Source organism: Albimonas marina (genome assembly GCF_029223255.1).
Lineage (GTDB): Bacteria > Pseudomonadota > Alphaproteobacteria > Rhodobacterales > Rhodobacteraceae > Albimonas.
In genome coordinates this window covers 94,856-117,167 of the sequence record NZ_JARHUC010000007.1, presented here as the reverse complement: position 1 = coordinate 117,167, position 22,312 = coordinate 94,856, and the positions used below count along the sequence as shown (strand labels likewise).

Annotated in this window: 15 protein-coding genes and 1 pseudogene; 4 read left to right on the top strand and 12 right to left on the bottom strand. The window is 74.3% G+C overall.

Going from position 1 to position 22,312, the window contains the following annotated elements; all coding sequences use genetic code 11:
* Positions 1 to 334 precede the first annotated feature (334 nt).
* The 7 genes from P2H44_RS18920 to P2H44_RS18890 all read right to left on the bottom strand — a co-directional run bounded on the left by P2H44_RS18920 (position 335) and on the right by P2H44_RS18890 (position 7,628).
* On the bottom strand, positions 335 to 772 hold the full coding sequence (locus P2H44_RS18920; protein WP_275765928.1) for a hypothetical protein: 438 nt from the start codon (positions 770 to 772) through the stop codon (positions 335 to 337).
* Positions 773 to 875: 103 nt separating this feature from the next.
* Complete coding sequence (locus P2H44_RS18915; protein ID WP_275765925.1) at positions 876 to 1,727, bottom strand: trypsin-like serine peptidase; 852 nt, start codon at positions 1,725 to 1,727, stop codon at positions 876 to 878.
* Entirely contained in the window at positions 1,724 to 2,455 is a 732-nt protein-coding gene (locus P2H44_RS18910) for a trypsin-like serine peptidase (RefSeq protein WP_275765923.1), read from the bottom strand. Before P2H44_RS18910 ends, P2H44_RS18915 begins: the two co-directional genes overlap by 4 nt.
* 330 nt (positions 2,456 to 2,785) lie before the next feature.
* Positions 2,786 to 4,099: a glycolate oxidase subunit GlcF gene (gene glcF / locus P2H44_RS18905; protein ID WP_275765920.1), complete on the bottom strand. Its 1,314-nt coding sequence runs from the start codon at positions 4,097 to 4,099 to the stop codon at positions 2,786 to 2,788.
* A 1-nt stretch (position 4,100) separates the two neighbouring features.
* Positions 4,101 to 5,258: an FAD-binding protein gene (locus P2H44_RS18900; protein ID WP_275766360.1), complete on the bottom strand. Its 1,158-nt coding sequence runs from the start codon at positions 5,256 to 5,258 to the stop codon at positions 4,101 to 4,103.
* Positions 5,259 to 5,403: 145 nt separating this feature from the next.
* Positions 5,404 to 6,837, bottom strand: coding sequence for an FAD-linked oxidase C-terminal domain-containing protein (locus P2H44_RS18895; RefSeq protein ID WP_275765918.1), 1,434 nt, complete (start codon positions 6,835 to 6,837; stop codon positions 5,404 to 5,406).
* Positions 6,838 to 7,004: 167 nt separating this feature from the next.
* Complete coding sequence (locus tag P2H44_RS18890) at positions 7,005 to 7,628, bottom strand: trimeric intracellular cation channel family protein (protein ID WP_275765916.1); 624 nt, start codon at positions 7,626 to 7,628, stop codon at positions 7,005 to 7,007.
* Between the two features lie 382 nt (positions 7,629 to 8,010).
* Between P2H44_RS18890 and P2H44_RS18885 the strand changes: the two genes are divergently transcribed.
* Positions 8,011 to 8,736 (top strand): DUF599 domain-containing protein, encoded by a 726-nt coding sequence (locus P2H44_RS18885; RefSeq protein ID WP_275765913.1) that lies wholly within the window; start codon positions 8,011 to 8,013, stop codon positions 8,734 to 8,736.
* Positions 8,737 to 8,757: 21 nt separating this feature from the next.
* Here the strand turns inward: P2H44_RS18885 and P2H44_RS18880 are convergent, their stop codons facing one another.
* The 3 genes from P2H44_RS18880 to P2H44_RS18870 form a co-directional block, all read right to left on the bottom strand.
* The gene (locus P2H44_RS18880; protein WP_275765910.1) at positions 8,758 to 9,648 is read right to left on the bottom strand and encodes a hypothetical protein; all 891 of its coding nucleotides are present in this window, start codon (positions 9,646 to 9,648) and stop codon (positions 8,758 to 8,760) included.
* On the bottom strand, positions 9,645 to 11,915 hold the full coding sequence (gene ptsP, locus P2H44_RS18875; RefSeq protein WP_275765907.1) for a phosphoenolpyruvate--protein phosphotransferase: 2,271 nt from the start codon (positions 11,913 to 11,915) through the stop codon (positions 9,645 to 9,647). Before ptsP ends, P2H44_RS18880 begins: the two co-directional genes overlap by 4 nt.
* 181 nt (positions 11,916 to 12,096) lie before the next feature.
* Entirely contained in the window at positions 12,097 to 13,344 is a 1,248-nt protein-coding gene (locus P2H44_RS18870; protein WP_275765904.1) for an aspartate kinase, read from the bottom strand.
* 511 nt (positions 13,345 to 13,855) lie between these two features.
* Here P2H44_RS18870 and P2H44_RS18865 point away from each other — a divergent pair.
* Positions 13,856 to 14,647 (top strand): hypothetical protein, encoded by a 792-nt coding sequence (locus P2H44_RS18865; protein ID WP_275765902.1) that lies wholly within the window; start codon positions 13,856 to 13,858, stop codon positions 14,645 to 14,647.
* Positions 14,648 to 15,023: 376 nt separating this feature from the next.
* Here the strand turns inward: P2H44_RS18865 and P2H44_RS18860 are convergent.
* A pseudogene (locus P2H44_RS18860) lies at positions 15,024 to 15,893 on the bottom strand (NAD(P)-dependent oxidoreductase); the annotation flags it as partial.
* Positions 15,894 to 16,161: 268 nt separating this feature from the next.
* Here P2H44_RS18860 and P2H44_RS18855 point away from each other — a divergent pair.
* Entirely contained in the window at positions 16,162 to 18,684 is a 2,523-nt protein-coding gene (locus P2H44_RS18855; protein WP_275765899.1) for a penicillin acylase family protein, read from the top strand.
* A 279-nt stretch (positions 18,685 to 18,963) separates the two neighbouring features.
* Here P2H44_RS18855 and P2H44_RS18850 read toward each other — a convergent pair whose 3' ends face one another.
* Positions 18,964 to 19,908 (bottom strand): DMT family transporter, encoded by a 945-nt coding sequence (locus P2H44_RS18850; RefSeq protein ID WP_275765896.1) that lies wholly within the window; start codon positions 19,906 to 19,908, stop codon positions 18,964 to 18,966.
* 115 nt (positions 19,909 to 20,023) lie between these two features.
* Here P2H44_RS18850 and purL point away from each other — a divergent pair, with 115 nt between their 5' ends.
* The gene (gene purL / locus P2H44_RS18845; protein ID WP_275765893.1) at positions 20,024 to 22,219 is read left to right on the top strand and encodes a phosphoribosylformylglycinamidine synthase subunit PurL; all 2,196 of its coding nucleotides are present in this window, start codon (positions 20,024 to 20,026) and stop codon (positions 22,217 to 22,219) included.
* Positions 22,220 to 22,312 lie beyond the last annotated feature (93 nt).

Below are 22,312 nucleotides of genomic sequence, written 5' to 3'. Positions count from 1 at the left end.
GGTCCCGCGTCAGGCGTCGACCCCGGTGACCGGCGGCCGACCTGCCGGATTTGGGAACCGGCCGGCGGGGTTTCAAGACCTTTCGGGATGCGCCCCGGACGGGCGGCGCGCGGCGTCGTGCGCGGCCCCGGGAGGCGGAGGCGGGAGGCGACGACGAGGGCGCAGGGTCTTGCGGAGCGCCCCCGCCGATCAGGCGGCGCGTCCCCTCGGCGGCGGGAGGCGGAAGGCTCCGGGCCGCGCGGCAGGCGCCCGCCCGCCCACGAATGCGAAAGGGCGCCCCGTCTCCGGAGCGCCCCTCGCATGGCACGGGTCCGGGCCGCGCGGGCCCGGGAGATTACTGCGTGGCCGCAGGCGGGCGGGCCGAGGCGAAGCCGCTGGAGGTCTGCTGCGAGGCGCCGTGGCCCACGGGCTGGGCGTAGCCGCCCCCGGCCGAGGCGCCGCCGACGGCGCCCATCATCGCGGTCGGGTCGATGCCGCTGGGGACCTGGTGGGTCGGGGTCGGGCCCTGCGCGTTCTTGAGGAAGTCGGGCAGCTGGTTGGGATCCATCCCGATGGCCGAGGAGCCGGCCATGGCGATGCGCTTGGCCACGCCCAGGGGCCCGTCGAGCGCGGCCATGATGCCCGAGCCCGCGTCCTCGATGCTGGTCAGGCCGCCGGGGCCGGCCGCGGGCGCGGTCGGGCCCTTGCCCAGGTCGAACATGCCGAAGCCGGCCAGCATCGCGACGCCCGCGCCGGGCATCAGGACGTATTTCCCCAGAGTCTTGATAAGCATCGTCGGAACCCTTCTTCCATCAAGATCGGCCGCGCCACGGCGGCGTCATGTTCCTTTCGGCGCGCCTTTCGGCGGGCGGCGCCGGGCCCGGCCCGGCATCGGTTCACTCCTCGGGCGGGCGGCTGGTCTTCCAGCCGCCGGCCCGCGTCGACGGCCCCAGTCCGTCCGCGGTCTCCGGCCGCGCCGCGGCGCGGCGGATCTGCTGCTTGTCCATCGCCCAGCGAAGCAGCGGCAGCGTCTCGGAGGCGGCCGAGGCGTAGCTGCCGCCGCGCCCCTTGGCCGAGATCACCCCCGCCAGCCGCAACGCGCCCCCGGCGTCGCGCACCAGCACGGGGCTGCCCGAGGAGCCGGGCCCGACCTCGCAGTCGAGGGCGGCGACCGGCCCCTGCCGCCCGGTGACGCGGCAGGGCTCCTGCAGGGACAGCGCGCGGTCGCGTCCCGCCCCGTAGGACAGGAGCGCGACCGCGCCACCGGGCGAGGGCAGGTCGCCCGGATCGTAGCTGGGGAAGTCCGAGGTCAGCAGCGGCTGGTCGAGCTCGATCATCGCCACGTCGGCGGCGATCTCCTCGAAGGCCGCGCGGGGACCGTTCCAGCGGTAGTTGGGATGCACGGCGTAGCGGCGCACCTGGCGCACAGCCTGGGCGCCGCCGTCGCGAAGGCCGGCGCGGAACCACAGGTCGGCGGTGCGGCGGGGCTGGCCGCGGTCGTCGAACAGGCAATGGGCGGCGGTCAGCGCGTGGGAGGCGTCGAAGAGCGTGGCGGTGCAGTAGGCCGCGCCCATGTCGAGCCGGCCCACGCCGCGGAAATCGAGCTGTTCGTGCGCGGCGAGCAGGCGGCGCGGCGCCGTCCCCTCCTGCGCCGCCGCCGGCAGGGCGGGGGCGAGGACCGCGGGGGCGACCGCGAGGGCGGCGGCGAGGCGCAGGGCGCGCCGCAAAGCGCGGGCGGGCCGGGTCACTGCGCGGCCTCCGCCTGGGCGAGGGCGCGGCGCAGCCCGGGCATCAGCCCCTGCGGCGCGACGGCGAGCGCGGGGCCCAGCATGGCGGGCGGCTCGGCCCCCACGGAGGCCACGATGACGCCTACGAGCTCGGGTCCGTCCGCCCCCTCGCGGACCAGCGGCGCGCCGGAGATGCCCGGCAGCGCGTCGCAGTCGGTCCGCAGCAGGTCTCCCTGCCGCGCGACGACCGCGCATCCCGACTGGACCGACAGGGCCTGCCCGCGGTCGCGCCCGTAGGAGAGCGCGAGCACGGAGGCCGCGAGGGCCTCCGCGCTCGCCACCGGGATCGGATTTGGCGCCCCTTCCGCCGCCTCCGACACCCGGATCAGGGCCAGGTCCCGCGCGGGACCCGGATTCTCGAGATAGCCCGGCGCCAGCGCCGCGGCGCGGCCGCGCATCACGGCGGCGGCGGCGTCGATATGCCAGCCGGGCAGGAAGACCAGCCGCTCGGCCCGCCAGGTCGCGCCGGTGCGGCGGTTGACGAGGCAGTGGGCCGCGGTGAGGGCGAGGTCGGGTTCGATGAGGGTGGCGGTGCAGTGGCCCTGCCCGCCCACGTTCAGCCGCCCGACGGCGACGAAACGGGTCTGCTGCGCCTCGGTCGCCAGCGCGCGCGCCTCCGCCGAGGCGGAGGGGGCGCCGAGCGGCGCCACGGCCAGGAACGCGGCCAGAAGGCGATACGCAACATACATGAAGATACCATGAACGACGTAAGGTGAGTCGCGCAACCGATTTCGTTCACCTCGCCGTCAGAATTCCTGACGGGAGGTCCGCTGGTCGACCACGCCCGACACGCCCCCAGATGCCCCCCGCCCGGTTTCGATCCGGTGAAGACGCGCGGCCCGGCAACGGCGGAGGTCTCGACGCGCCGCATGGCCCCGCTCCCTGCGCGACGGCGACGGCGAGGCCCGGGGCGGCCGGGCGAGGCCTGCGAGGTTCGCGCCGGGGGCCGCCAGGCCCCGCGGCCGAGCGGGGCTCGACGCCCCCGAGGACGCCCACCTGCCCCCCTGGACGGGGCCCGGCTATTCGGCGGCGTGGAGGCGGTCGAGCCCGGCGGCGGCCAGCGCCGCGGGGACCGGGCCGCCGGTGGCCCAGTCCAGCAGCTGGGCGGTGTGCAGGATCGGGACGCCGGCCCCCTGCCCCAGCTGCATCATGCAGCCGATGTTGCCCGCCGCGATCACCTGCGGCGCGGTCTCGGCGAGGGTGGCGAGCTTGCGCTTCTTCAGCTCCCCCGCGATCTCGGGCTGCATCAGGTTGTAGGTGCCGGCGGAGCCGCAGCAGAGATGCGGGTCGCGCGGCTCCTTCACCTGGAAGCCGGCGGCCTTCAGCAGGACTTTCGGCGCCTCCTTCACCTGCTGGCCGTGCTGGAGCGAGCAGGCGGAGTGATAGGTGACCCGCAGCGCCGGGGCGTGGGCGTCGCGCAGGCCGATCTCCTCCATCAGCTCGGAGACGTCGCGGGCGAGGCCGGCCACGCGCGCAGCATCCGCCTCCAGCGGGTCGCCCGCGAACATGTGGCCGTAGTCCTTCACCGTCGTGCCGCAGCCGGAGGTGTTGATGACGATGGCGTCCAGCCCCCCGGCCTCGATCTCGGCCGTCCAGGCGCGGATGTTGGCGGCGGCGGAGGCGTGGCTCTCGTCCACCTTGCCCATGTGGTGGGTGAGGGCGCCGCAGCAGCCCATGCCCTTCGCGATCACCACCTCGCAGCCGTGGCGAGTCAGCAGGCGGATGGTGGCGGCGTTGATCTCGGGGTCGAGCGCCCGCTGGGCGCAGCCGGTCATCAGGGCCACGCGGCGGGTGCGGGCGCCTTCGGCCGGGATCGTCTGGGGCCGGTCGTGGGGCGAGGGGCCGGCGATCTTCGGGGGCGCGAGATCGACCATCGCCTTCAGGCGGCCCGGCATCAGGCCCTTGAACGGGCGGGCGAGCTTCGCGCCAGCCAGCGCCAGGCGGAAGCGCTCGGGGTAGGGCAGGATCCGCGCCAGCAGCCAGCGCAGGGCGCGGTCGGCGAAGGGGCGCTTGTACGTCTTCTCGATATGCTCGCGGGCGTGGTCGACCAGGTGCATGTAATGCACGCCCGAGGGGCAGGTGGTCATGCAGGCGAGGCACGACAGGCACCGGTCGATGTGGCGCACGGTCTTCTCGTCCGCGGGGCGGCCCGACTCCAGCATCTCCTTGATCAGGTAGATGCGCCCGCGCGGGCTGTCGAGCTCGTCGCCCAGCACCTGGTAGGTGGGGCAGGTCGCGGTGCAGAAGCCGCAGTGCACGCAGCTGCGCAGGATCTTGTTGGAGCGGGCGACCAGCGGGTCGCTCAGCTGCTCGGGCGAGAAGGTCGTCTGCATCTCAGGCGCTCATCCTTCCGGGGTTCAGCACGCCGCGGGGGTCGAACTTCGACCGCAGCCCGGCGGAGAGGGCGGCGAGCGCCGGGGCCTCGGGCTGGAAGGCCCCTTCGGAGGCGCGCAGCGAGGCCGGGGCGCGGACCAGCGTGGCGTGGCCGCGCAGGCGCGCGGTCTCGGCGCGCACGGTCGACGCGGCGGCGTCCGTCTCCCCGGTCAGGAGCCACAGGAGCCCGCCGCCCCAGTCGTAGCGCACGGCCTGCGCGCCCGAGGCCGCGGCCAGCGCCGGCCCGTCCGAGGGCCTGACCGAGACGCGCCAGACCACGCCGGGGCGGTCGGCGAAGCCGCGCACGTCGCGCACGTCGGCCCACAGGTCCGCGGCGGCGGCGGGATCGTCGAGGATCTCGATCTCGCCGCGGGTCTGGGCGGTCAGCAGGTCGCGCAGGCGCCGGGCGCGATAGGCGACCGAGCCCGCGAAACCCTCGATCCGCACCAGCGTGCGGGCGGCGGCGGGATCGGCGGCGTCGGGCAGGTGCGCGGCGCCGGTGACGTCGTAGGGCGAGCCCAGCGCCGCGGTCATCGCGGCGACGGCGGAAGCGTCGTCGAGCCCGCGCGCGACCAGCGTCGCCGTCGCCTCGGGCATCGGCAGGACCTTGAAGGCGATCTCGGTCAGCACGCCCAGCGTGCCGTAGGCGCCGGCCATCAGCTTCACCAGGTCGTAGCCGGTGACGTTCTTCATCACCCGCCCGCCGTTCTTCACCACGCGCCCGGCGCCGTCGACGAAGCGCACGCCCAGCATCGCGTCGCGGCAGGCGCCCGCCTGCACCCGGCGGGGGCCCGAGACGTTGCAGGCGGCGACGCCCCCGATCGTGGGCTCCCCGCCCGAGCCCAGCAGGGGGCGATGATCCATCGGCTCGAAGGCGAGGCGCTGGCTCTCGGCGGCGAGCGCGGCCTCGATCTCGGCCAGCGGCGTGCCGGCGGCGGCGACCAGCGTCAGCGCGCCGGGCTCGTAGAGGGAGATGCCGCGGAGACCCCCGGTCGAGAGGGTCTGCGCCGCCTGCACCGGGCGGCCCAGGGCGGCGCGGGTGCCCCCGCCCTTCACCTCGACGGGGGCGGTCAGGGCGGCGACGGCCTCGGCCAGGTCGGTCTCGGAGCCCGGTTCGATCATCGCGCAACCCTCCGCCCCGGGCGCCCGCCGGCGGCAGGCCGGCGCGCCCGCGGGGCTCCCCCCGCCTGCGGGGGGAGACGGGTCCCGCGGGCGACGCGCCCGCCGGTTTCGCGCCCGGCCCGGGTCATGCGCCGCGGGCCGGTCATGCCCCGCGCCCCGCGCTGGCGGCGAGCGGAAACACCTTGGCGGGGTTCAGCAGCCATTTCGGGTCGAACACGTCCTTCACCCCCATCTGCGCGTCGAGGTCGACGGGGGCGTACTGGTGGACCATCAGGTCGCGCTTCTCGACGCCCACCCCGTGCTCGCCGGTCAGGCAGCCGCCCTGCTCGACGCACAGGCGCAGGATGTCGGCGCCCAGCGCCTCGGCCTTGCGCAGCTCCTCGGGGTCGTTGGCGTCGAACATGATCAGCGGGTGCAGGTTGCCGTCGCCGGCGTGGAAGACGTTCGCCACCCGCAGGCCGTAGTCGGCGGCGAGCTGGGTCATCCGCCCCAGCGTCTCGGGCAGGGCCGAGGTGGGGATGGTGCCGTCCATGCACAGGTAGTCCGCCACCTGCCCCGTCGCCCCGAAGGCCGCCTTGCGCCCGGCCCAGATCGCCTTGGACTGGGCCTCCGAGGCGCTCTCGCGCAGGGTGGTGGGGTTGTGGGTCCGGGCGATGGCCTTGATCTTGTCGAGCTGCTCCTCGATCTCGGCGGGGGAGCCCTCGACCTCGATGATCAGCAGCGCCTCGGCGTCCATCGGGTAGCCGGCGCCGACGAAATTCTCGGTCAGGTGGATGATCGGCTTGTCCATGAACTCGATCGCCACCGGCAGGACGCCGGCGCGGATGATGTCCGAGACGCAGGCGCCCGCGGTGACGGCCGAGTCGAAGGCCGCGAGGATCGGGCGCGCCCCCTCGGGCTTGGGCAGGATGCGCAGGGTCGCCTCGGTGACCACGCCGAGCTGCCCTTCCGAGCCGCAGATCACGCCCAGCAGGTCGTAGCCGGCGGGGTCCATGGCCGGGCCCCCGATCTCGACCACCTCGCCGTCGGCCATGACCATGGTCACGCCCAGCAGGTTGTTGGTGGTGACCCCGTATTTCAGGCAATGCGCCCCGCCGGAGTTCATCGCGATGTTGCCCGCGATGGCGCAGGCGAGCTGGGAGGAGGGGTCGGGCGCGTAGAAGAACCCGTCGGGCTCCACCGCCCCGGTGACCGAGAGGTTGGTGCGCCCGGTCTGCACGCGCACGTAGCGGTCGGCGTAGCTGGTCTCGAGCACCGCGTTCATCCGCGCGACCCCCAGCACCACCGCGTCCGCCGTGGGCAGCGCGCCGCCGGCGAGGCCGGTGCCCGAGCCGCGGGGGATCACCGGCACGCCCTCCTCGTGGCAGATCCTGAGGATCGTCGAGACCTCCTGCGTGGTGCGCGGCAGGCACACGGCCAGCGGCGGGCAGGAGTAGACGGTCAGCGCGTCGCAGTCGTAGGCGCGGGTCTCGCGCGGGTCGTCCACCAGCGCGTCGGCCGGCAGGGCGGCGGCGAGGCGGTCGACGATGGCCTGGCGACGGCCGAGGATCTCGGGGTTCGGCTGGGGCATCTGCATGGCGGTCTCCCTGGCGCGCCGCGCGGCCATGGCCCCTCCCGGCCGGACGCCGCGCGACAGCCGCACCATGCGCGCCCGCGCGGCCTTTGCCAACCGCCGGACGGCGCCGCAGGGGGCGTGCGGGTTCCACCCCTTGGAAAAGGCGGGGAGGCGAAGCCCCAGGCGCTTCAGCGCTTCGGGGGGCGGCTCCTGTATTCGGGCAGGCGCCAGCCGAAGCGCATCGAGCCGGCGCGAAGGCCGAAGGCGACGACGCCGCAGACCGCGGAGGCGAGCGCCGTGCCCAGCCCGAGCTCGAGCGCGACGGCCCCCGCCGCGGCGCCCGCGGCGGCGGCGGTGACGTAGAGCTCGCGGCGGCGCAGGACCATCGGCTGCTCGTTGCAGACCACGTCGCGCAGGATGCCGCCGAGGCAGCCGGTCATCACGCCCATGATGACGGTGACGGTGGGGCCCGCCCCCTCCCACCGCGCGGCGGTGATGCCGGCGCCGACCGCGACGGCGAGCGCCACGGCGTCGAGCCATTCCAGCGTCATGCGCCGCGATTCCAGCCGCGGCGCCCAGACGAAGCAGATCAGGCCGGCGGCGGCCGCGACGAGGATGTTGGAAGGCTCGCCCACCCAGAACACCGGCTGGCGGTCGAGGATCACGTCGCGCGCGGTGCCGCCGCCGACGGCGGTGATGGTGGCGAGGAACAGGAACCCCACCAGGTCGAGCTGCGCCCGGCTCGCCGCCAGCCCCCCGGTCAGGCCGAAGACGAAGACGGAGGCGAAGTCGAGCGCCTGGGCGGTGGTCATGGGGCGGCTCCTGCAAGGTCGCGCGCAGGATGCCGGGGCGGCCGGCGGGGGACAAGGCGGGGCGGAGCGGGATTGCGGCGGCGGGCCGACGTCGGCGGTTCGGCCGATCCGCCCTCCACCGCTCCGCCGCCCGGACCACGACCCTGCCCGGCGCCGGCCGGACCAGCCCCCTGCCTGACCCAGGCCGGAAGCCCCGCGCCCGCCGGCGCGGGAGGGCGCCGCAGCCGGCCGCGCCCCGCGCCGGGGTCGGCGGGCGGGCGCCTCGCGGGCGCAGCCCGCGACAGAGCCGTCCCGCCGGCGGCGGTGCGCGCTTGGAATGCCGCGGCGCGGGCGCCAGTGTAGGCGAGGATCGGCGACCGGCGCCGCGGGAGGGGAGATCGCGATGGAGACGGCCGTGGAGCTGCTGCCCCGGTTCTTCGGCTGGATGGACTTCGCGGCCTTCGGGCTGTTCCTCGTCGCCTGGCACGGGATGACCTGGCTGGTCGAGAGCCCGCCCCCCGGCCGCCCCTCGGTCCACACGATCATGGCCGCGCACCGGCTGAAGTGGATGATGGCGATGCTGCATCGCGAGCCGCGGATCATGGACGCCTCGCTGCTCAACGCCCTGCGCTCGGGCTGCGCCTTTTTCGCCTCGGGCTGCATGATCGCCATCGGCGGCGTGGTGGCGCTGCTGGGCCAGGCCGACCGGCTGGTGACGGTGGCCCACGACCTGCGGCTCGACACCGCGACCACCCGCGCGGGGTGGGAGGCGAAGCTGCTGGTGCTGGCGCTGGTGCTGGTCTCGGCCTTCATGAAGTTCGTCTGGGCGCATCGCCTGTTCGGCTACTGCGCGGTGCTGATGGGGACCATCGGCAGCGACGCCGAGGACCCCGAGAACCAGGCGCTGGCGCGCAAGGCCGCGGCGATCAACGTCAACGCCGCGCGCAACTTCAACCGCGGGATGCGCACCACCTATTTCTCGATGGCGCTGCTGACCTGGCTGCTGGGGGCGGTTCCGCTGGCGCTGGCGACGCTGGCCACCGCCCTGACCCTATACCGGCGGGAGTTCCGCTCCGCCTCCCGCGACGCGCTGCTGGCGAAGGACGAGCCGCCGGTGCCCGACAGCTGACGCGCCGCCGCCGCCCGGCCCTCAGAGCCGGCAGTCGCGCTTCAGGCGCTTGCGCACGAGGGGCATCGCCTCGGCCGCGGTCATGCCGGAGCGAAGCTCGGGCAGGTAGAGCAGGCGCAGGAGCGCGAGGTCCCGCTCGTTCACCGAGCGCGACAGGGCCGACAGCCCCTCGGCCGGGTTCGCGGCGGCGGGGACGCGCCGCCAGGCGTCGTCGAAGAAGCTGGCGTCGCCGTCGGGATCGGTCAGGCCGAGGGCGTTCCAGGTCTCCTCCATCATGCACAGCCCGGTGAGGTCGGGGTCGAGGTCGTCGCGCACCAACACCACGGCGGCGCGCACGTCGCCCCCTTCGTCCAGGATCGGGCGCACCCAGCAGGGGTTCTCGAGCAGCGCCATGCCATGGTCGCCCTGGCTGAGCAGGCCGCTCACCGCGTCGTCCTTCGCGGGCGCCTGCGAGCCGTCGAGGACCGCCAGCGGCCGCACGAAGATCAGGAACGGGGCGAAGCGCTCGCCGCTCTCGAATTCCCCCAGCGAGACCTCGAGCCCCACCCGCGTCGCCGCCTTGCCCGTCTGCATCAGCCCGGCGCCGACGGCGAGGCGGCGGGGATCGTCGGGGCCGAGGGTGGGGGCGCTGAGCACCGCGCGGACCTTGCGCTCGACCCGCCGCAGCTTCATCTCGCAGCGCCCGCCGGTCGCGAAGCAGAACTCCTCGTGGAAGACGACGTCCTCGAACAGGTCGAGGAAATCGTCCTTCTCCGGGCGCGCGTCGTAGGCGGCCACGGTCTCGCACAGCCAGGGTTCGAGCCGGGCGGCGGGATCGACCTCGGGCGAGAGCGTGATCGGGTCCGCGGCGCCGGCCGCGACCGGGGCGAGCGCCGCGAAGGCGGCGGCGAAGACGAGGCCCGCGCGCCTCACAGCAGCTCGCTCAGCCCCGCATCGCGCGCCCAGCCGGCCAGCGCGCCGCGCAGGTTCACGTCGCCGCGCGCGATGCCCGCGTCGATCACGCCCCGCGCCTCGCGCAGGTCGGCCGAACGCAGCAGGCGCTTCACCGGACCGATGGAGGCCGGGCGCATCGAGAGCGTGCGCAGCCCCATCGCCGACAGCGCCAGCGCCTCCAGCGGGCGGCCCGAGTCCTCGCCGCAGTAGCTCAGCGGCGTGCCGTGGCCGTCGCAGCGCTGCACGATCATCTCGATGAAGCGCAGGTAGGAGGCGTTGAACATGTCGTAGCGCTTGCGCACCCGCTCGTTCTCGCGGTCGGCGGCGAAGAAGAACTGCTTGAGGTCGTTGCCGCCGATCGAGATGAAGTCGGCCTCGCGGAAGAAGCGGTCGGGCGCGAAGGCGAGGCTGGGCGTCTCCAGCATCGCGCCGATCTCGAGCCGGTGGGGCGCGGGCCAGCCGTTGCGGATGTGCCGCTCGAGCTGTTCGAGCACCACGTCGCGCGCGATGGTGAACTCGGTGGCCTGGGCGATCATCGGGAACATGATCGCGAAGGGCCGCCCCGCCGCGCCGCGCAGCAGCGACTGGACCTGCATCTTCAGTATATTGGGCCGGTCGAGGCTGATGCGGATCGCCCTCCAGCCCAGCGCCGGGTTCGGCTCGTCCTGCTTCTTCATGTAGGGCAGGACCTTGTCCGACCCGATGTCGAGCGTGCGGAACACCACCCGCTTCCCGCGGGAGTGGCTGAGCACCCGGTCGTAGAGCGCCGCCTGCTCGGAGCGCATGGGCACGCGGGCGCGGATCAGGAACTGGAGCTCGGTGCGGTAGAGGCCCACGCCCTCGGCGCCCGAGCCCTCGAGCGAGGGCAGGTCGGTCAAGAGGCCGGCGTTCATGTGCAGGCCGATGCGGTGGCCGTCGAGGGTCAGGGCCGGCTCGTCGCGCAGCGCCCGCCAGGCCTCGGCGGCCTGGGCGCGCATGTCGAGCTTCTCGCGGAAGGCGCCCAGCACGGTCTCGTCGGGGCGCAGGTGCACCGCGCCGACGTCGCCGTCGACCAGGATGCGGTCGCCGTTGCGCGCCTCCATGGTGATGCGGTCGGCCTGGATCACCAGCGGGATCGCGAGCGCCCGCGCCACGATGGCGGCGTGGGAGCCGATGGCGCCTTCCTGCAGCACCACGCCCTTGAGCTGGTCGCCGTAGTCCAGCAGCTCGCCGGGGCCGATGTTGCGCGCGACCAGCACCGCGTTCTCGGGCACCTGGCGGGGGCCGCGGTCGCCCTGCAGGTGGCGCATCAGCCGGTTGCCGAGATCGTCGAGGTCGTGGGCCCGCTCGCGCAGATAGGGATCGGCGATGCGCGACAGGCGCGCGCGCACCGCGGTCTGCTCGCGCTCGACCGCCACCTCGGCCGCGAGGCCGCTGTCGACCGAGGCCAGCATCCGCTTCAGCCAGCCCTTGTCGTGGGCGAACATCCGGTAGGCCTCGAGCACGTCGCGATGCTCGCCCGTGCCGCCCAGCAGCTCGCCCGAGAGCATGCCGTCGACCTCGCCGCGCAGGGATTCGATGGCCTCCAGCAGGCGGCGGCGCTCCTCCTCCACGTCCTCGGCGACGGGGTTGGGGGTGGCCTCGCGCGGCTCGTGCAGGTGCACCACGCCCTCGGCCGCGCCCTCCTGGGCCGAGAGGCCGCGGGCGTAGAACGGGCGCACATGGGCGCCGGCCAGTTCCGCGTCGCCCTCGCTCAGGAAGGCGCCCAGCTCGGTCATCTCGGCGAGCAGCATCGCCACGACCTCGAGGCCGTGGACGTCGTCCTCGGAATAGTCGCGGGCGTCGCGGTTCTGCACGACGAGCACGCCCATCACCTCGCCCAGGCGCTGGATGGGCACGCCGAGGAAGGCGTTGAACACCTCCTCGTCGGTGCCGGGGATGTACTGGAAGCCGCGGGTGCGCTGGGCGTCTGCGGTGTTGATCGGCTCGGAGCGCAGCGCGATCTGGCCGACCAGGCCCTGCCCGACCCGCAGGCGGGCGTTGTGCACGGCGGCGGGGTTGAGGCCCTCGGTCGCGCAGAGCTCCAGCGTGCGGTCGCCGCGGCGCAGGTAGATCGAGCAGACCTCGGCGTTCATCGAGCGCGAGATCAGGGTGACGATGCGGTCTAGGCGCTGCTGGCCGTCGCCGGCCTCGGCCATCACCCCCGCCAGCCGCCGGAGCAGGAGGCGCGACCCGCCGCCCTGATCGATGCTGCCCGCCTGGTTCATGGCCGCCGTTCCGTCCCTCGCCCTCGCCCGGCGGCGCGACGTCGCGCGGCCCGGCCCTCCCTCTCTAGCACGGCGTCCGGCCGCTCAACGACCCCCCGCGACGCGGGTTCCGCTGCGTCTTCGGCCGCGCGGCGGCCGCCCCCCGCGCGCCGGCCCCTCCCCGGCCGGCGCGCGGACGGGCTCAGTCCTTCTCGAGCTCGAAGGCGTCGTGCAGCGCCTGGACGGCGAGCTCCATGTACTTGCGGTCGACCAGCACCGAGATCTTGATCTCGGAGGTGGCGACGACCTTGAGGTTCACGCCCTCTTTCGCCAGCGCCTCGAACATCTTCTTGGCGACGCCCGCGTGGGAGCGCATGCCGATGCCCACGACCGAGACCTTGGAGACGTCGGTGTCGGCGATCAGGGTGCGGAACTTCAGCGACCCCGACTCCTGCGCCGCCTCCAGCGCCTTGCGCGCCTTGGCGATGTCGTCGGTGGGCAGCGAGAAGGTCATGTCCGTCAGACCCTCGGCCGAGATGTTCTGGACGATCATGTCCACGTTGATGCCGGCCTCGGCGAGCGGGCCGAAGATCGCGGCGGCGACGCCGGGGCGATCCTCGACGCCCGCCACCGTCACCTTGGCCTCGTCGCGCGAGAAGGCGACGCCGCTGACCACCTTGGATTCCATGATCTCCTCCTCGTCGCAGACGAGCGTGCCGGGTTCGTCGTTGAAGCTGGACCGCACCATCAGGCGGACCTTGTAGCGAAGCGCCAGTTCGACCGAGCGGGTCTGGAGCACCTTGGCGCCCAGCGACGCGAGCTCCAGCATCTCCTCGTAGGCGATGCGGTCGAGCTTGCGGGCCTTGCGCTCGACCCGCGGGTCGGTGGTGTAGACGCCGTCGACGTCGGTGTAGATGTCGCAGCGCTCGGCCCCGAGCGCGGCCGCGAAGGCCACGGCGGAGGTGTCCGAGCCGCCCCGGCCCAGCGTCGAGATGCGCCCGTCCGGCCCGATCCCCTGGAAGCCCGCGATCACCGCGTGCAGCCCTTCGGCGAACTTCTGGTCGAGCTTGGTGGTGTCGATGTCCTCGATCCGCGCGGCGCCATGGGCGCCGGTGGTCTTCAGCGGCACCTGCCAGCCCTGCCAGGAGCGCGCGGGCACGCCCAGCTCCTGCAGCGCCAGCGCCATCAGGCCGGAGGTCACCTGCTCGCCCGACGCCACGACGGCGTCGTATTCGCGCGCGTCGTAGAAGCCGCCGCCGTTGGCGCCGGGCGGGTTGGCGGCGTCGCGCACCCAGGCGACCAGCTCGTTGGTCTTGCCGGACATGGCGGAGACCACGACGGCGACCTCGTAGCCGGCGTCGACCTCGCGTTTCACCTTGAGGGCGGCCGCGCGGATGCGGTCGAGGTCGGCGACGGAGGTGCCGCCGAATTTCATCACGAGCCTGGGCATGGGCGCCGGTCACCCCCCTCGAAGGGACGTCGGAATAGGTCGGGCGCCTCTTACGGGAGGGCGCGGGCGCGCGCAAGGCGGCGCGCGCGCGGCGGCGGGGCGGAGAGGCCGGTTTCCGCAGGGCCGAGGCGGGTTCGGGACGGCGGAGCGGGGAGGCGAGCTCGCGGCGGGCCGGGCGAGGCCCGCGCCGCGCGGGCGGGCGAGGGGGGCGGAGGGGTTCGGGGGGCCGCTTAACCCTTCCGCAACCCTTCCCGGCGCAATGTTTCGTTCACCCTGTTTCGATCCCGATGCCCCGCCAGGACCGTCCGCGATGCCTGCCGTCCCGTCCGCATTTCCGTCCGCCCGCCCCGGGCCCGCCCGCCGACGCGCCGCCGCGGCCTGGTTCCGGACCGCCGCCCCCGCCGGCCCTGCGCCCGGGCCGGGGGACCGGCCGACGCCCGACCGCGGCGGCCTGCGCGCCGTCTTCGCGCAGAGCGACGGGGCCGCGGCAGGCGAAGCGCCCCGGCGGGAGGTGGAGACGCGCCTGCCCCAGCTCCTCGACCTCGCCCGGGCGCTGATGACCCGCGGCGAGGGACGGGCGCGGGCGACCGCGGCCCATGTCGGCGCCCCCGACCAGCCCGGCGGCTGGACCTACGCCGCCGAGCGCCGCGCCGACGGCCTGCGCGCCGTGGCCTGGAGCGACCGCCTCGCCGAGGCGCGCGCCCGGGCGGCCGCGCAGGCGGCAACTAAGATCGGGGAAGGGGTTGAGGACGCTGAGGCGGCGGCCTCCGAGGGCCTCGCGGACGCCGAAGCGCCCCCCGCCCTGCCCGAGGTCTCCGATTTCGCCGCAGCCGGGGCGGATCCTTCGGGCGCTCGCCGCCCCGAACCCGCGTCAGCGTCGGCGATGGGTGTTCAACCGACCCAGTCTCCGAACGACCTTGCGCCCGAGCCGGGGCCGGCGGCGCCGCCGCCGAAGGGCGACGACGCCCGTTTGCAGTCCGAGAAGCTCGCCGAGGACCCCGTCCCCTTCCGTCTGGCGTCGCGGGCGGCGGCCATGGTGATCGGTCCCGCCTTCGGACGCGGCGTGATCGAGGTCGCGCCCGGCCAGGCCTTCGCGCTGGCCTTCGCGGAGGCGCGCGCCGCAGACCTGTGCGCCGTCGACATCGCCGCCGAGGGGGAGGAGATGCGCCTGTCGCTCGCGGACGGCAGGGCGGTGCGGCTGCGGGGCCTCGACCGCTCCGGCCGGGTGACGCTCAGCCTCGGCGGCGCGGAGATCGAGCTCGCCCCCGGCGCCGGCCCCGCCGCCGTCGACGCCCGGATCTGAGACGGGATCGAAAGGCGCGGCGCCGCCGCCGAGGGTCGGGCGAACCGGGATCAGGTCATGTCGCGCCTGAGACCCGTCGCCCTCGTAGACCCTTCGGGACTTTGAGCCCGCGCGCCCTGCGTCGCCTCGCGCCCGGACGGGCTTACGCCCAACGGGTGTGGCTGCGTGCAACGGCCATGGAGGATCGCGCCATCACGAACCCCGCTCCTCCGCCGCCCCACGCAGGGCGCGCAGCACATGGCCTCCACTGGTCGCCACGCCCGCGCCTCGCCCCCGGGCGACCGGCGCGACGCCCGCCCTGCGCCGCGGGCGCGACCGGCCCCCGGGCGGGCGGGCCGACGCGGCGCCCCCGCAGGGGCCCCGCGCCGCGGAGGGATCAGGCCAGGCGCTTGATCAGGGAGGAGGTGTCCCAGCGCCCGCCGCCCATCTGCTGGACCTGGGCGTAGAACTGGTCGACCAGCGCCGCCACCGGCAGCGAGGCGCCGTTCTCGCGCGCCTCGGCGAGGCAGATCCCGAGGTCCTTGCGCATCCAGTCCACCGCGAAGCCGAAGTCGAACTGGTCGGCCAGCATCGTCTTGTGGCGGTTCTCCATCTGCCACGACCCCGCCGCGCCCTTGGAGATCACGTCGACCACCGCCTCGCCGTCGAGCCCGGCCTTCTGCGCGAAGGCGAGCCCCTCGGCCAGGCCCTGCACCAGCCCCGCGATGCAGATCTGGTTGACCATCTTGGTCAGCTGCCCCGAGCCCGACGGCCCCAGCAGGCGGCACGACCGGGCGAAGCAGCCGATCACCGGCTCGGCCTTGGCGTAGGGCGCCTCGTCGCCGCCGCACATCACCGTCAGCACGCCGTTCTCGGCGCCGGCCTGGCCGCCGGAGACGGGGGCGTCGATGAAGTCGGCGCCATGCTCGGCCGCGGCCGCGTGCAGCTCGCGCGCCACGCCCGCCGAGGCGGTGGTGTTGTCGATGAAGATCGCGCCCGCGCCCAGCCCCTCGAAGGCGCCGCCGGGGCCGGTGGTCACCTGGCGCAGGTCGTCGTCGTTGCCCACGCAGGCGAAGACGAACTCGGCCCCCTCGGCCGCGCCGGCGGGCGAGGCGGCCATCTTGCCGCCGTGGGTCTCGACCCATGTCTCGGCCTTGGCGTGGGTGCGGTTCCACACCGTCACCTCGTGGCCCTTGGCCTGAAGGTGGCCGGCCATGGGGAAGCCCATCACCCCCAGTCCGATGAACGCGCATTTGGCCATGGGGAGTTCCTCCGTCCGATGATGGCGCGCGACCTCGCCGCGCGAAGATGCCTGGCGTCTTGGCGGTCGGGCCGGCGCGCGGCCCCGCCGCGGCGTCGCCCGCCCCTCAGGGCTGGAAACTGTCCGCCGGGGATGGTCAGGTCAAGCCGCCGGGGAATCGCCCCGTCCCGCCGACGCCGCCGCGCCCCCCTTTCGCGCCGGGCGCGGGCGGAGACGACGGCGGCGGGACCGGCGATGAACCTAACGAACGCAACGCGCGGCGCGGGACGGCGGATTGGCCCAGCTTTTCAAATGGCTTTCGCGCCTGTTCGGCGTCATGGCGGCGCTCGCGCTCGGGGCGCTGGCGCTGACCTGGGTGCTCGTCTCGGGCTCGATCCCCGACTACGACCGCGACTTCGAGGCGCCGGGGCTGAGCGCGCGCGTCGACGTGCTGCGCGACCTGCACGCCGTCCCCCACATCCGCGGCGAGACCGAGGCCGACGTCTACTACGGGCTCGGCTTCGCCCATGCCCAGGACCGGCTGTGGCAGATGGAGACCTCGCGCCGCGCCGCCCAGGGCCGGCTGTCGGAGCTGTTCGGCGAGGTCACCCTGCCCGTCGACCGGATGATGCGCGCGCTCGACCTCTACGGCCTGGCGCGCGAGGGGCTCGCCCACCAGACGCCCGAGGCGCAGGCCGCGCTCGAGGCCTATGCGAAGGGCGTGAACGCCTACATCCGCGCCGTGGGGCGGGAGGCGCTGGGGCGGGGCGCGCCGGAATTCTACCTCTTCTCCTCCTCGATCGCGCCCTGGACGCCGGCCGACAGCCTGTCGATCGCCAAGCTCGTGGCGCTGCGCCTGACCGACCAGGCGGCGGTCGAGGTGCGGCGCGCGGCGCTGTCGCTGCTGCTGCCGGGCGCGCGGCTGCGCGACATCCTGCCCGACTATCCCGAGGGGGCGGAGATCGAGCCCCTGAAGCAGGCGCTCGCCCCGGGCGACGCGCGGCGGTCGAGCTACGCCAACCTGTTCCCGGGCGGGCGTTTCGCGGGGCCGCAGGGCCCCTCCGGGCGCCAGATCCTGTCGCCGCCGGGCGAGGGGGGCGCCTCGAACGCCTGGGCGCTGGGCCCCTCGCGCACCGCGGCCGAGGCGCCGGTGCTGGCGAACGACCCGCACCTGTGGTTCTCGGCGCCCTCGCTTTGGTATCTCGCGCGGCTGCAGCTGCCGTCGGGCGGGGTGATCGGGGCGACGGTGCCGGGGATGCCGCTGGTGCTGATCGGGCGGAATTCGGACCTCGCCTGGGGGCTGACCTCGGCCTATGTCGACGACGCCGACGTCTACATCGAGAAGCTCGATCCCGAGGACGAGGGCCGCTACCTGACCCCCGGCGGCTCGGAGCCGTTCCGCGAGCGGACCGAGTTCATCGGCCTCGCCGGCGGCGACCGGGTCGAGACCACGCTGCGCTGGACCCGCCACGGCCCGGTGCTGCCGCCCGAGCAGATGGGAGTGGGCGACGTCACCCCCGCGGGCCACGTGGCGGCGCTGAGCTGGACGGCGCTGACCGGCGACGACACCAGCTTCTCGGCCGGGTTCGCGCTGATGCACGCCCGCTCGATCGACGCGGCGCACGAGGCGATGCGCGCCCACGTGGCGCCGGCGCTGAACATCACGGTCGCGGACCGCACCGACGTGGGCATGTTCGTCACCGGCCGCGCGCCCCTGCGCAGCCCGACCAGCCCCGGCCAGGGCCGCCTGCCCGCCCCGGGCTGGATCGGGGCGAACGACTGGCGCGGCTACCTCCCCTACGACGACATGCCCAAGGTGATGCGGCCCGAGAGCGGCGCGGTCGCCAACGCCAACAACCGCACCACCGACGCCGCCTACCCCGAGCACCTGAGCTTCCACTGGGGCGACCCCTACCGGATGCGCCGCCTGCGCAAGCAGCTGGCCGCGCGCGAGTTCCACAGCCAGGACAGCGCCGTGGCCCTGCAGAACGACGCGGTCTCGGAGATGGCGCGCGCGGTGCTGCCGCTGATCGCCTCGGACCTGTGGTGGACCGGCGCCGCGGCGCCCGAGGATCCGGTGGTCGCGCGCCGCCAGCAGGCGCTGGAGATGCTGGGCGACTGGAACGGCGAGATGTCGGAGCATGCGCCCGAGCCGCTGATCTTCTCGGAATGGATGCGCCGCCTGACCGTGCGGCTCGCGGGCGACGAGCTGGGCCCCGCGATCAGCCGCGTCGAGGGTCCGCGCCCGGAGTTCGTCGAGCGAGTGTTCCGCGACGTCGACGGCGCGGCGGTGTGGTGCGACATCGACAAGACGAGCCGCGTCGAGACCTGCCCCGAGATCGCGGCGCTGGCGCTGGACGACGCGTTGAACACGCTGTCGGAGACCTACGGCTCGGACCCCCGCGGCTGGCGCTGGGGGGAGGCGCACGAGGCGCGGATGGACCACGAGGTCCTGGGCGGCTTCGGCCTGCTGGGCCTGCTGGTCAATATCCGTCACGAGGTGTCGGGCGGCGACTACACGCTGATGCGCACCGCCTCGGTCGGGCGGGGGGACGAACCCTATGTCAGCCGATTCGGCGCCGGTTTCCGCATGGCGGTGGACTTCGCCGACCCCGACGGCTCGGTTTTCGTGATCGCGACGGGACAATCCGGTCATCCGTTCTCGCGCTTCTACGACGACCTGACCGAGCTGTGGCGGCGGGGCGACGCGATCCGCATGTCGCTGGATTTTCAGGACGCCGAGGCCGGCTCGGTCGGCCTGACCCGGCTGCTGCCCGGTCCGGAAGGGACCGGCGGGGGGGCCTCGCGGCCTGAATGAGGCTCGCGGGATCGTGCGCAGACCCTTGTGTCGACGGCTCCGAATGCGGATATTGTCTATGTCCGCGGTCCGAACGCGGCCGGATCCCCCTCGGCGGCGGCGCAGCACCCCCCCAAGGAACCCCGCGCCATCGTCACCGGCCGCAAGCGTTTCCCCACACTACGGGCCGCGGACACCCCACGACAGGACCTGAGAGACCCGCGCTCTCCCCGACGGGCGAGGCGCATGGGCCATGGCCCGCGTCCCCCGCGCATCGGCGGATGGGACGAGGGCGCGGCGTCAGGCGCGGCGCCGGCGGCGCAGCCCCTCGAAGGCCCCGTTGACGGTGGCGACCCCGAGGCAGGCGGCGCAGACCGCGGTCCAGCCGAGCGGGCCGGGATGCTCGCCCAGCGTGGCCCAGCCGCCGATGGCGGCCCCCATCGGCACCAGCGAGGTCCAGGCGGAGGTCTTGGCCACCCCCAGCGCCCGCACCGCGTAGCCGAAGGCCGCGACCGAGATCACGCCGGCCAGAACGCCCTGGAAGACCAGGTAGAAGGCCCATTCGCCCAGCGTCGCCTCGGGCAGCGCGCTGCCGTAGATCAGCGACACGACGATCAGGAAGGGCGTGGAGTAGAGCGAGACGTAGGCCGTCGCCTCGAGCCCGGTCAGCGTGGTCGAGCGATAGGCCAGCGTGAAGGCCGTCCACCCGCAGGCCGCGCAGACGAGGTAGGGCAGCCCGGTCACGAAGCCTGCGTCGGCCCGCGCGAAGGCCGGCCCCACGATCAGCGCGATCGAGGCCGCGATCAGGACCAGCCCCAGCAGGCGCGCGCCGCGCACCGGCACGCCGTTCACCGCCCGGTCGAACAGCGCCACCAGCAGCGGCAGGGTCGCGGGCACCATCGGCCCGAAGAGCGAGGCGGGCACCGTCTCGAGCCCCTTGGAGATCAGCATCACGAAGGGCCCGCCCCAGCCGACCGCCATGATCGCGAGCGATCCCAGCGGCTGCCCCTTCGGGACCAGCCCGCGCTTCAGCCACACCGGGGCCAGCACCAGGGCGGGAACCGCGAAGCGCAGCAGCGCCACGTCCGAGGGCGGGATCGCGGTGACCTGGACGCGGGTGATCACGATCCAGCTCGCCCAGATCGCCACCGCGGCCGCGACCGCCAGATATCCCCGCCACGCGCCGGGCGGGGGCGGCGAGATGTCCCCCGCGGATCGGGCCGCGACGGGGGCCTGGGATGACATGCGATCTTTTCCTCGCCTCTGCGCCGGGATAGAAGGCCCGCGCCTTTCGCCTTTCCGCACCGGGAGGCCCCGGCGCGCGGGGCCATGGTAAGGCGACCTTCGTTCAGGAGGGACCATGTCCGCAGAACCCGCCGTCACGCAAGCCCTCGCCGCGGACCATGGCCTGACGGCCGAGGAATACCAGCGGATCCTGGACCTGATCGGCCGCACGCCGAGCTGGACCGAGCTGGGCATCTTCTCGGCCATGTGGAACGAGCATTGCTCGTACAAGTCCTCGAAGAAGTGGCTCCGCACCCTGCCCACCGAGGGCCCGCAGGTGATCTGCGGCCCCGGCGAGAACGCCGGCGTCGTCGACATCGGCGACGGGGACGCGGTGATCTTCAAGATGGAGAGCCACAACCACCCCTCCTACATCGAGCCCCACCAGGGGGCGGCGACCGGCGTCGGCGGCATCCTGCGCGACGTCTTCACCATGGGCGCCCGGCCGATCGCGGCGATGAACGCGCTCAGCTTCGGCCGGCCGGAGCATCCGAAGACCAAACGCCTGGTCGCGGGCGTGGTCGAGGGCATCGGCTCCTACGGCAACTGTTTTGGAGTCCCGAACGTGGGCGGAGAAGTCCGGTTCCACGCGGGCTATGACGGCAACTGCCTCGTGAACGCCTTCGCCGCCGGCATCGCCAAGGCGGACGCGATCTTCTACTCGGCGGCCTCCGGCGTCGGCATGCCGGTGGTCTACCTCGGCGCCAAGACGGGCCGGGACGGCGTCGGTGGCGCGACCATGGCGTCCGCGGAATTCGGCGAGGGCGCCGAGGAAAAACGCCCGACCGTGCAGGTCGGCGATCCCTTTACGGAAAAACGCCTGCTGGAGGCGTGCCTGGAGCTGATGGCCTCGGGCGCGGTCATTTCGATCCAGGACATGGGCGCCGCGGGTCTGACCTGCTCGGCCGTCGAGATGGGCGACAAGGGCGGGCTGGGCATCGAGCTCGACCTCGACGCCGTCCCCCAGCGCGAGACCCACATGACGGCCTACGAGATGATGCTCTCGGAAAGCCAGGAGCGGATGCTGATGGTCCTCAAGCCGTCGATGGAGGCGGAGGCCCGCGCCATCTTCGACAAGTGGGACCTCGACTTCGCCATCGTCGGCAAGACCATCGCCGAGGACCGCTTCCTGGTGAAGCTGGGCGGCGAGGTGAAGGCCGACCTGCCGCTGGCGGCCCTGTCGGGCACCGCCCCCGAATACGACCGCCCGTGGGAGCCGACGCCGGCCTCGCCCCGGGTGACGGACCTGCCCGCCTGCGCCGATCCGGCCGCCGACCTGCTGGCGCTGATCGGGCGGCCCAACTTCTGCTCGCGCGCCTGGGTGTGGGAGCAGTACGACCACACGGTGGGCGCCGACACCGCCCGCGGCCCCGGCTCCGACGCCGCGGTGGTGCGGGTGCACGGCACGAAGAAGGCGCTGGCCTTCTCGTCCGACGTGACGCCGCGCTACTGCTTCGCGGACCCCGTCGAGGGCGGCAGGCAGGCCGTGGCGGAGTGCTTCCGCAACCTCTGCGCCACCGGCGCCCGGCCGCTGGCAACCACCGACAACATGAACTTCGGCAACCCCGAGAAGCCGCGGATCATGGGCCAGTTCGTCGGCTGCATCCAGGGCATCGGCGAGGCGTGCACGGCGCTCGACATGCCGATCGTCTCGGGCAACGTCAGCCTCTACAACGAGACCGACGGCCAGGCGATCCAGCCCACGCCGACCATCGCCGCGGTGGGCCTGCTGGAGGACCTCTCCCAGGCGATCCCGATGGCGGGCCGGCGCGGCGACGTGCTGATCCTGCTGGGCGAGACCTCGGGCTGGCTCGACCGTTCCGCCTGGCTCTACGAGCTGCACGGGCGCGAGGAAGGCCCGCCGCCGCCGGTGGACCTCGCGGCCGAGCGCAAGGCGGGCGAGCTGGTGCGCGCCCTCAAGGCGGACGGCCTGCTGTCGGCGGCCCATGACCTCTCGGACGGCGGCCTCGCGGTCGCGGCGGCCGAGATGGCGCTCGCCTCGGGCTGCGGCGCCGCGGTCTCGGGCCCGCCCAAGGGCGTGGGCGCCGCCGGCTGGTTCTTCGGCGAGGACCAGGGCCGCTACCTGCTCGCCTGCCCCGCCAAGGCCGCGATGGGCGCGCTCGACGCCGCCGCGCGCGCGGGCGTCGCCGCCCGCCAGGTCGGCACGCTGGAGGGCGACGCGGTGATCCTGGGCGGCGCCTCCGCCCCGCTCGCGGCCCTGCGCGAGGCGCATGGCGCAGGCTTCGCGCGGATGATGGGCGAGGTCGCCTGAGCCTGGCGCGCGGCGGCCCTGCCCGCCGCGCCGCCCCTTCGCCTGCCCGGCCGCCCTCCCTTGCAGGCGGGCGCGGCAGGTTCTACTTCTAGG

Excerpts from the sequence above, each read along its gene's own strand:
- P2H44_RS18920 (WP_275765928.1), bottom strand. The coding sequence starts at position 772 with ATGCTTATCAAGACTCTGGGGAAATACGTCCTGATGCCCGGCGCGGGC.
- P2H44_RS18910 (WP_275765923.1), bottom strand. The coding sequence starts at position 2,455 with ATGTATGTTGCGTATCGCCTTCTGGCCGCGTTCCTGGCCGTGGCGCCG.
- glcF (WP_275765920.1), bottom strand. The coding sequence starts at position 4,099 with ATGCAGACGACCTTCTCGCCCGAGCAGCTGAGCGACCCGCTGGTCGCC.
- P2H44_RS18895 (WP_275765918.1), bottom strand. The coding sequence starts at position 6,837 with ATGCAGATGCCCCAGCCGAACCCCGAGATCCTCGGCCGTCGCCAGGCC.
- P2H44_RS18890 (WP_275765916.1), bottom strand. The coding sequence starts at position 7,628 with ATGACCACCGCCCAGGCGCTCGACTTCGCCTCCGTCTTCGTCTTCGGC.
- P2H44_RS18885 (WP_275765913.1), top strand. The coding sequence starts at position 8,011 with ATGGAGACGGCCGTGGAGCTGCTGCCCCGGTTCTTCGGCTGGATGGAC.
- ptsP (WP_275765907.1), bottom strand. The coding sequence starts at position 11,915 with ATGAACCAGGCGGGCAGCATCGATCAGGGCGGCGGGTCGCGCCTCCTG.
- P2H44_RS18870 (WP_275765904.1), bottom strand. The coding sequence starts at position 13,344 with ATGCCCAGGCTCGTGATGAAATTCGGCGGCACCTCCGTCGCCGACCTC.
- P2H44_RS18850 (WP_275765896.1), bottom strand. The coding sequence starts at position 19,908 with ATGTCATCCCAGGCCCCCGTCGCGGCCCGATCCGCGGGGGACATCTCG.
- purL (WP_275765893.1), top strand. The coding sequence starts at position 20,024 with ATGTCCGCAGAACCCGCCGTCACGCAAGCCCTCGCCGCGGACCATGGC.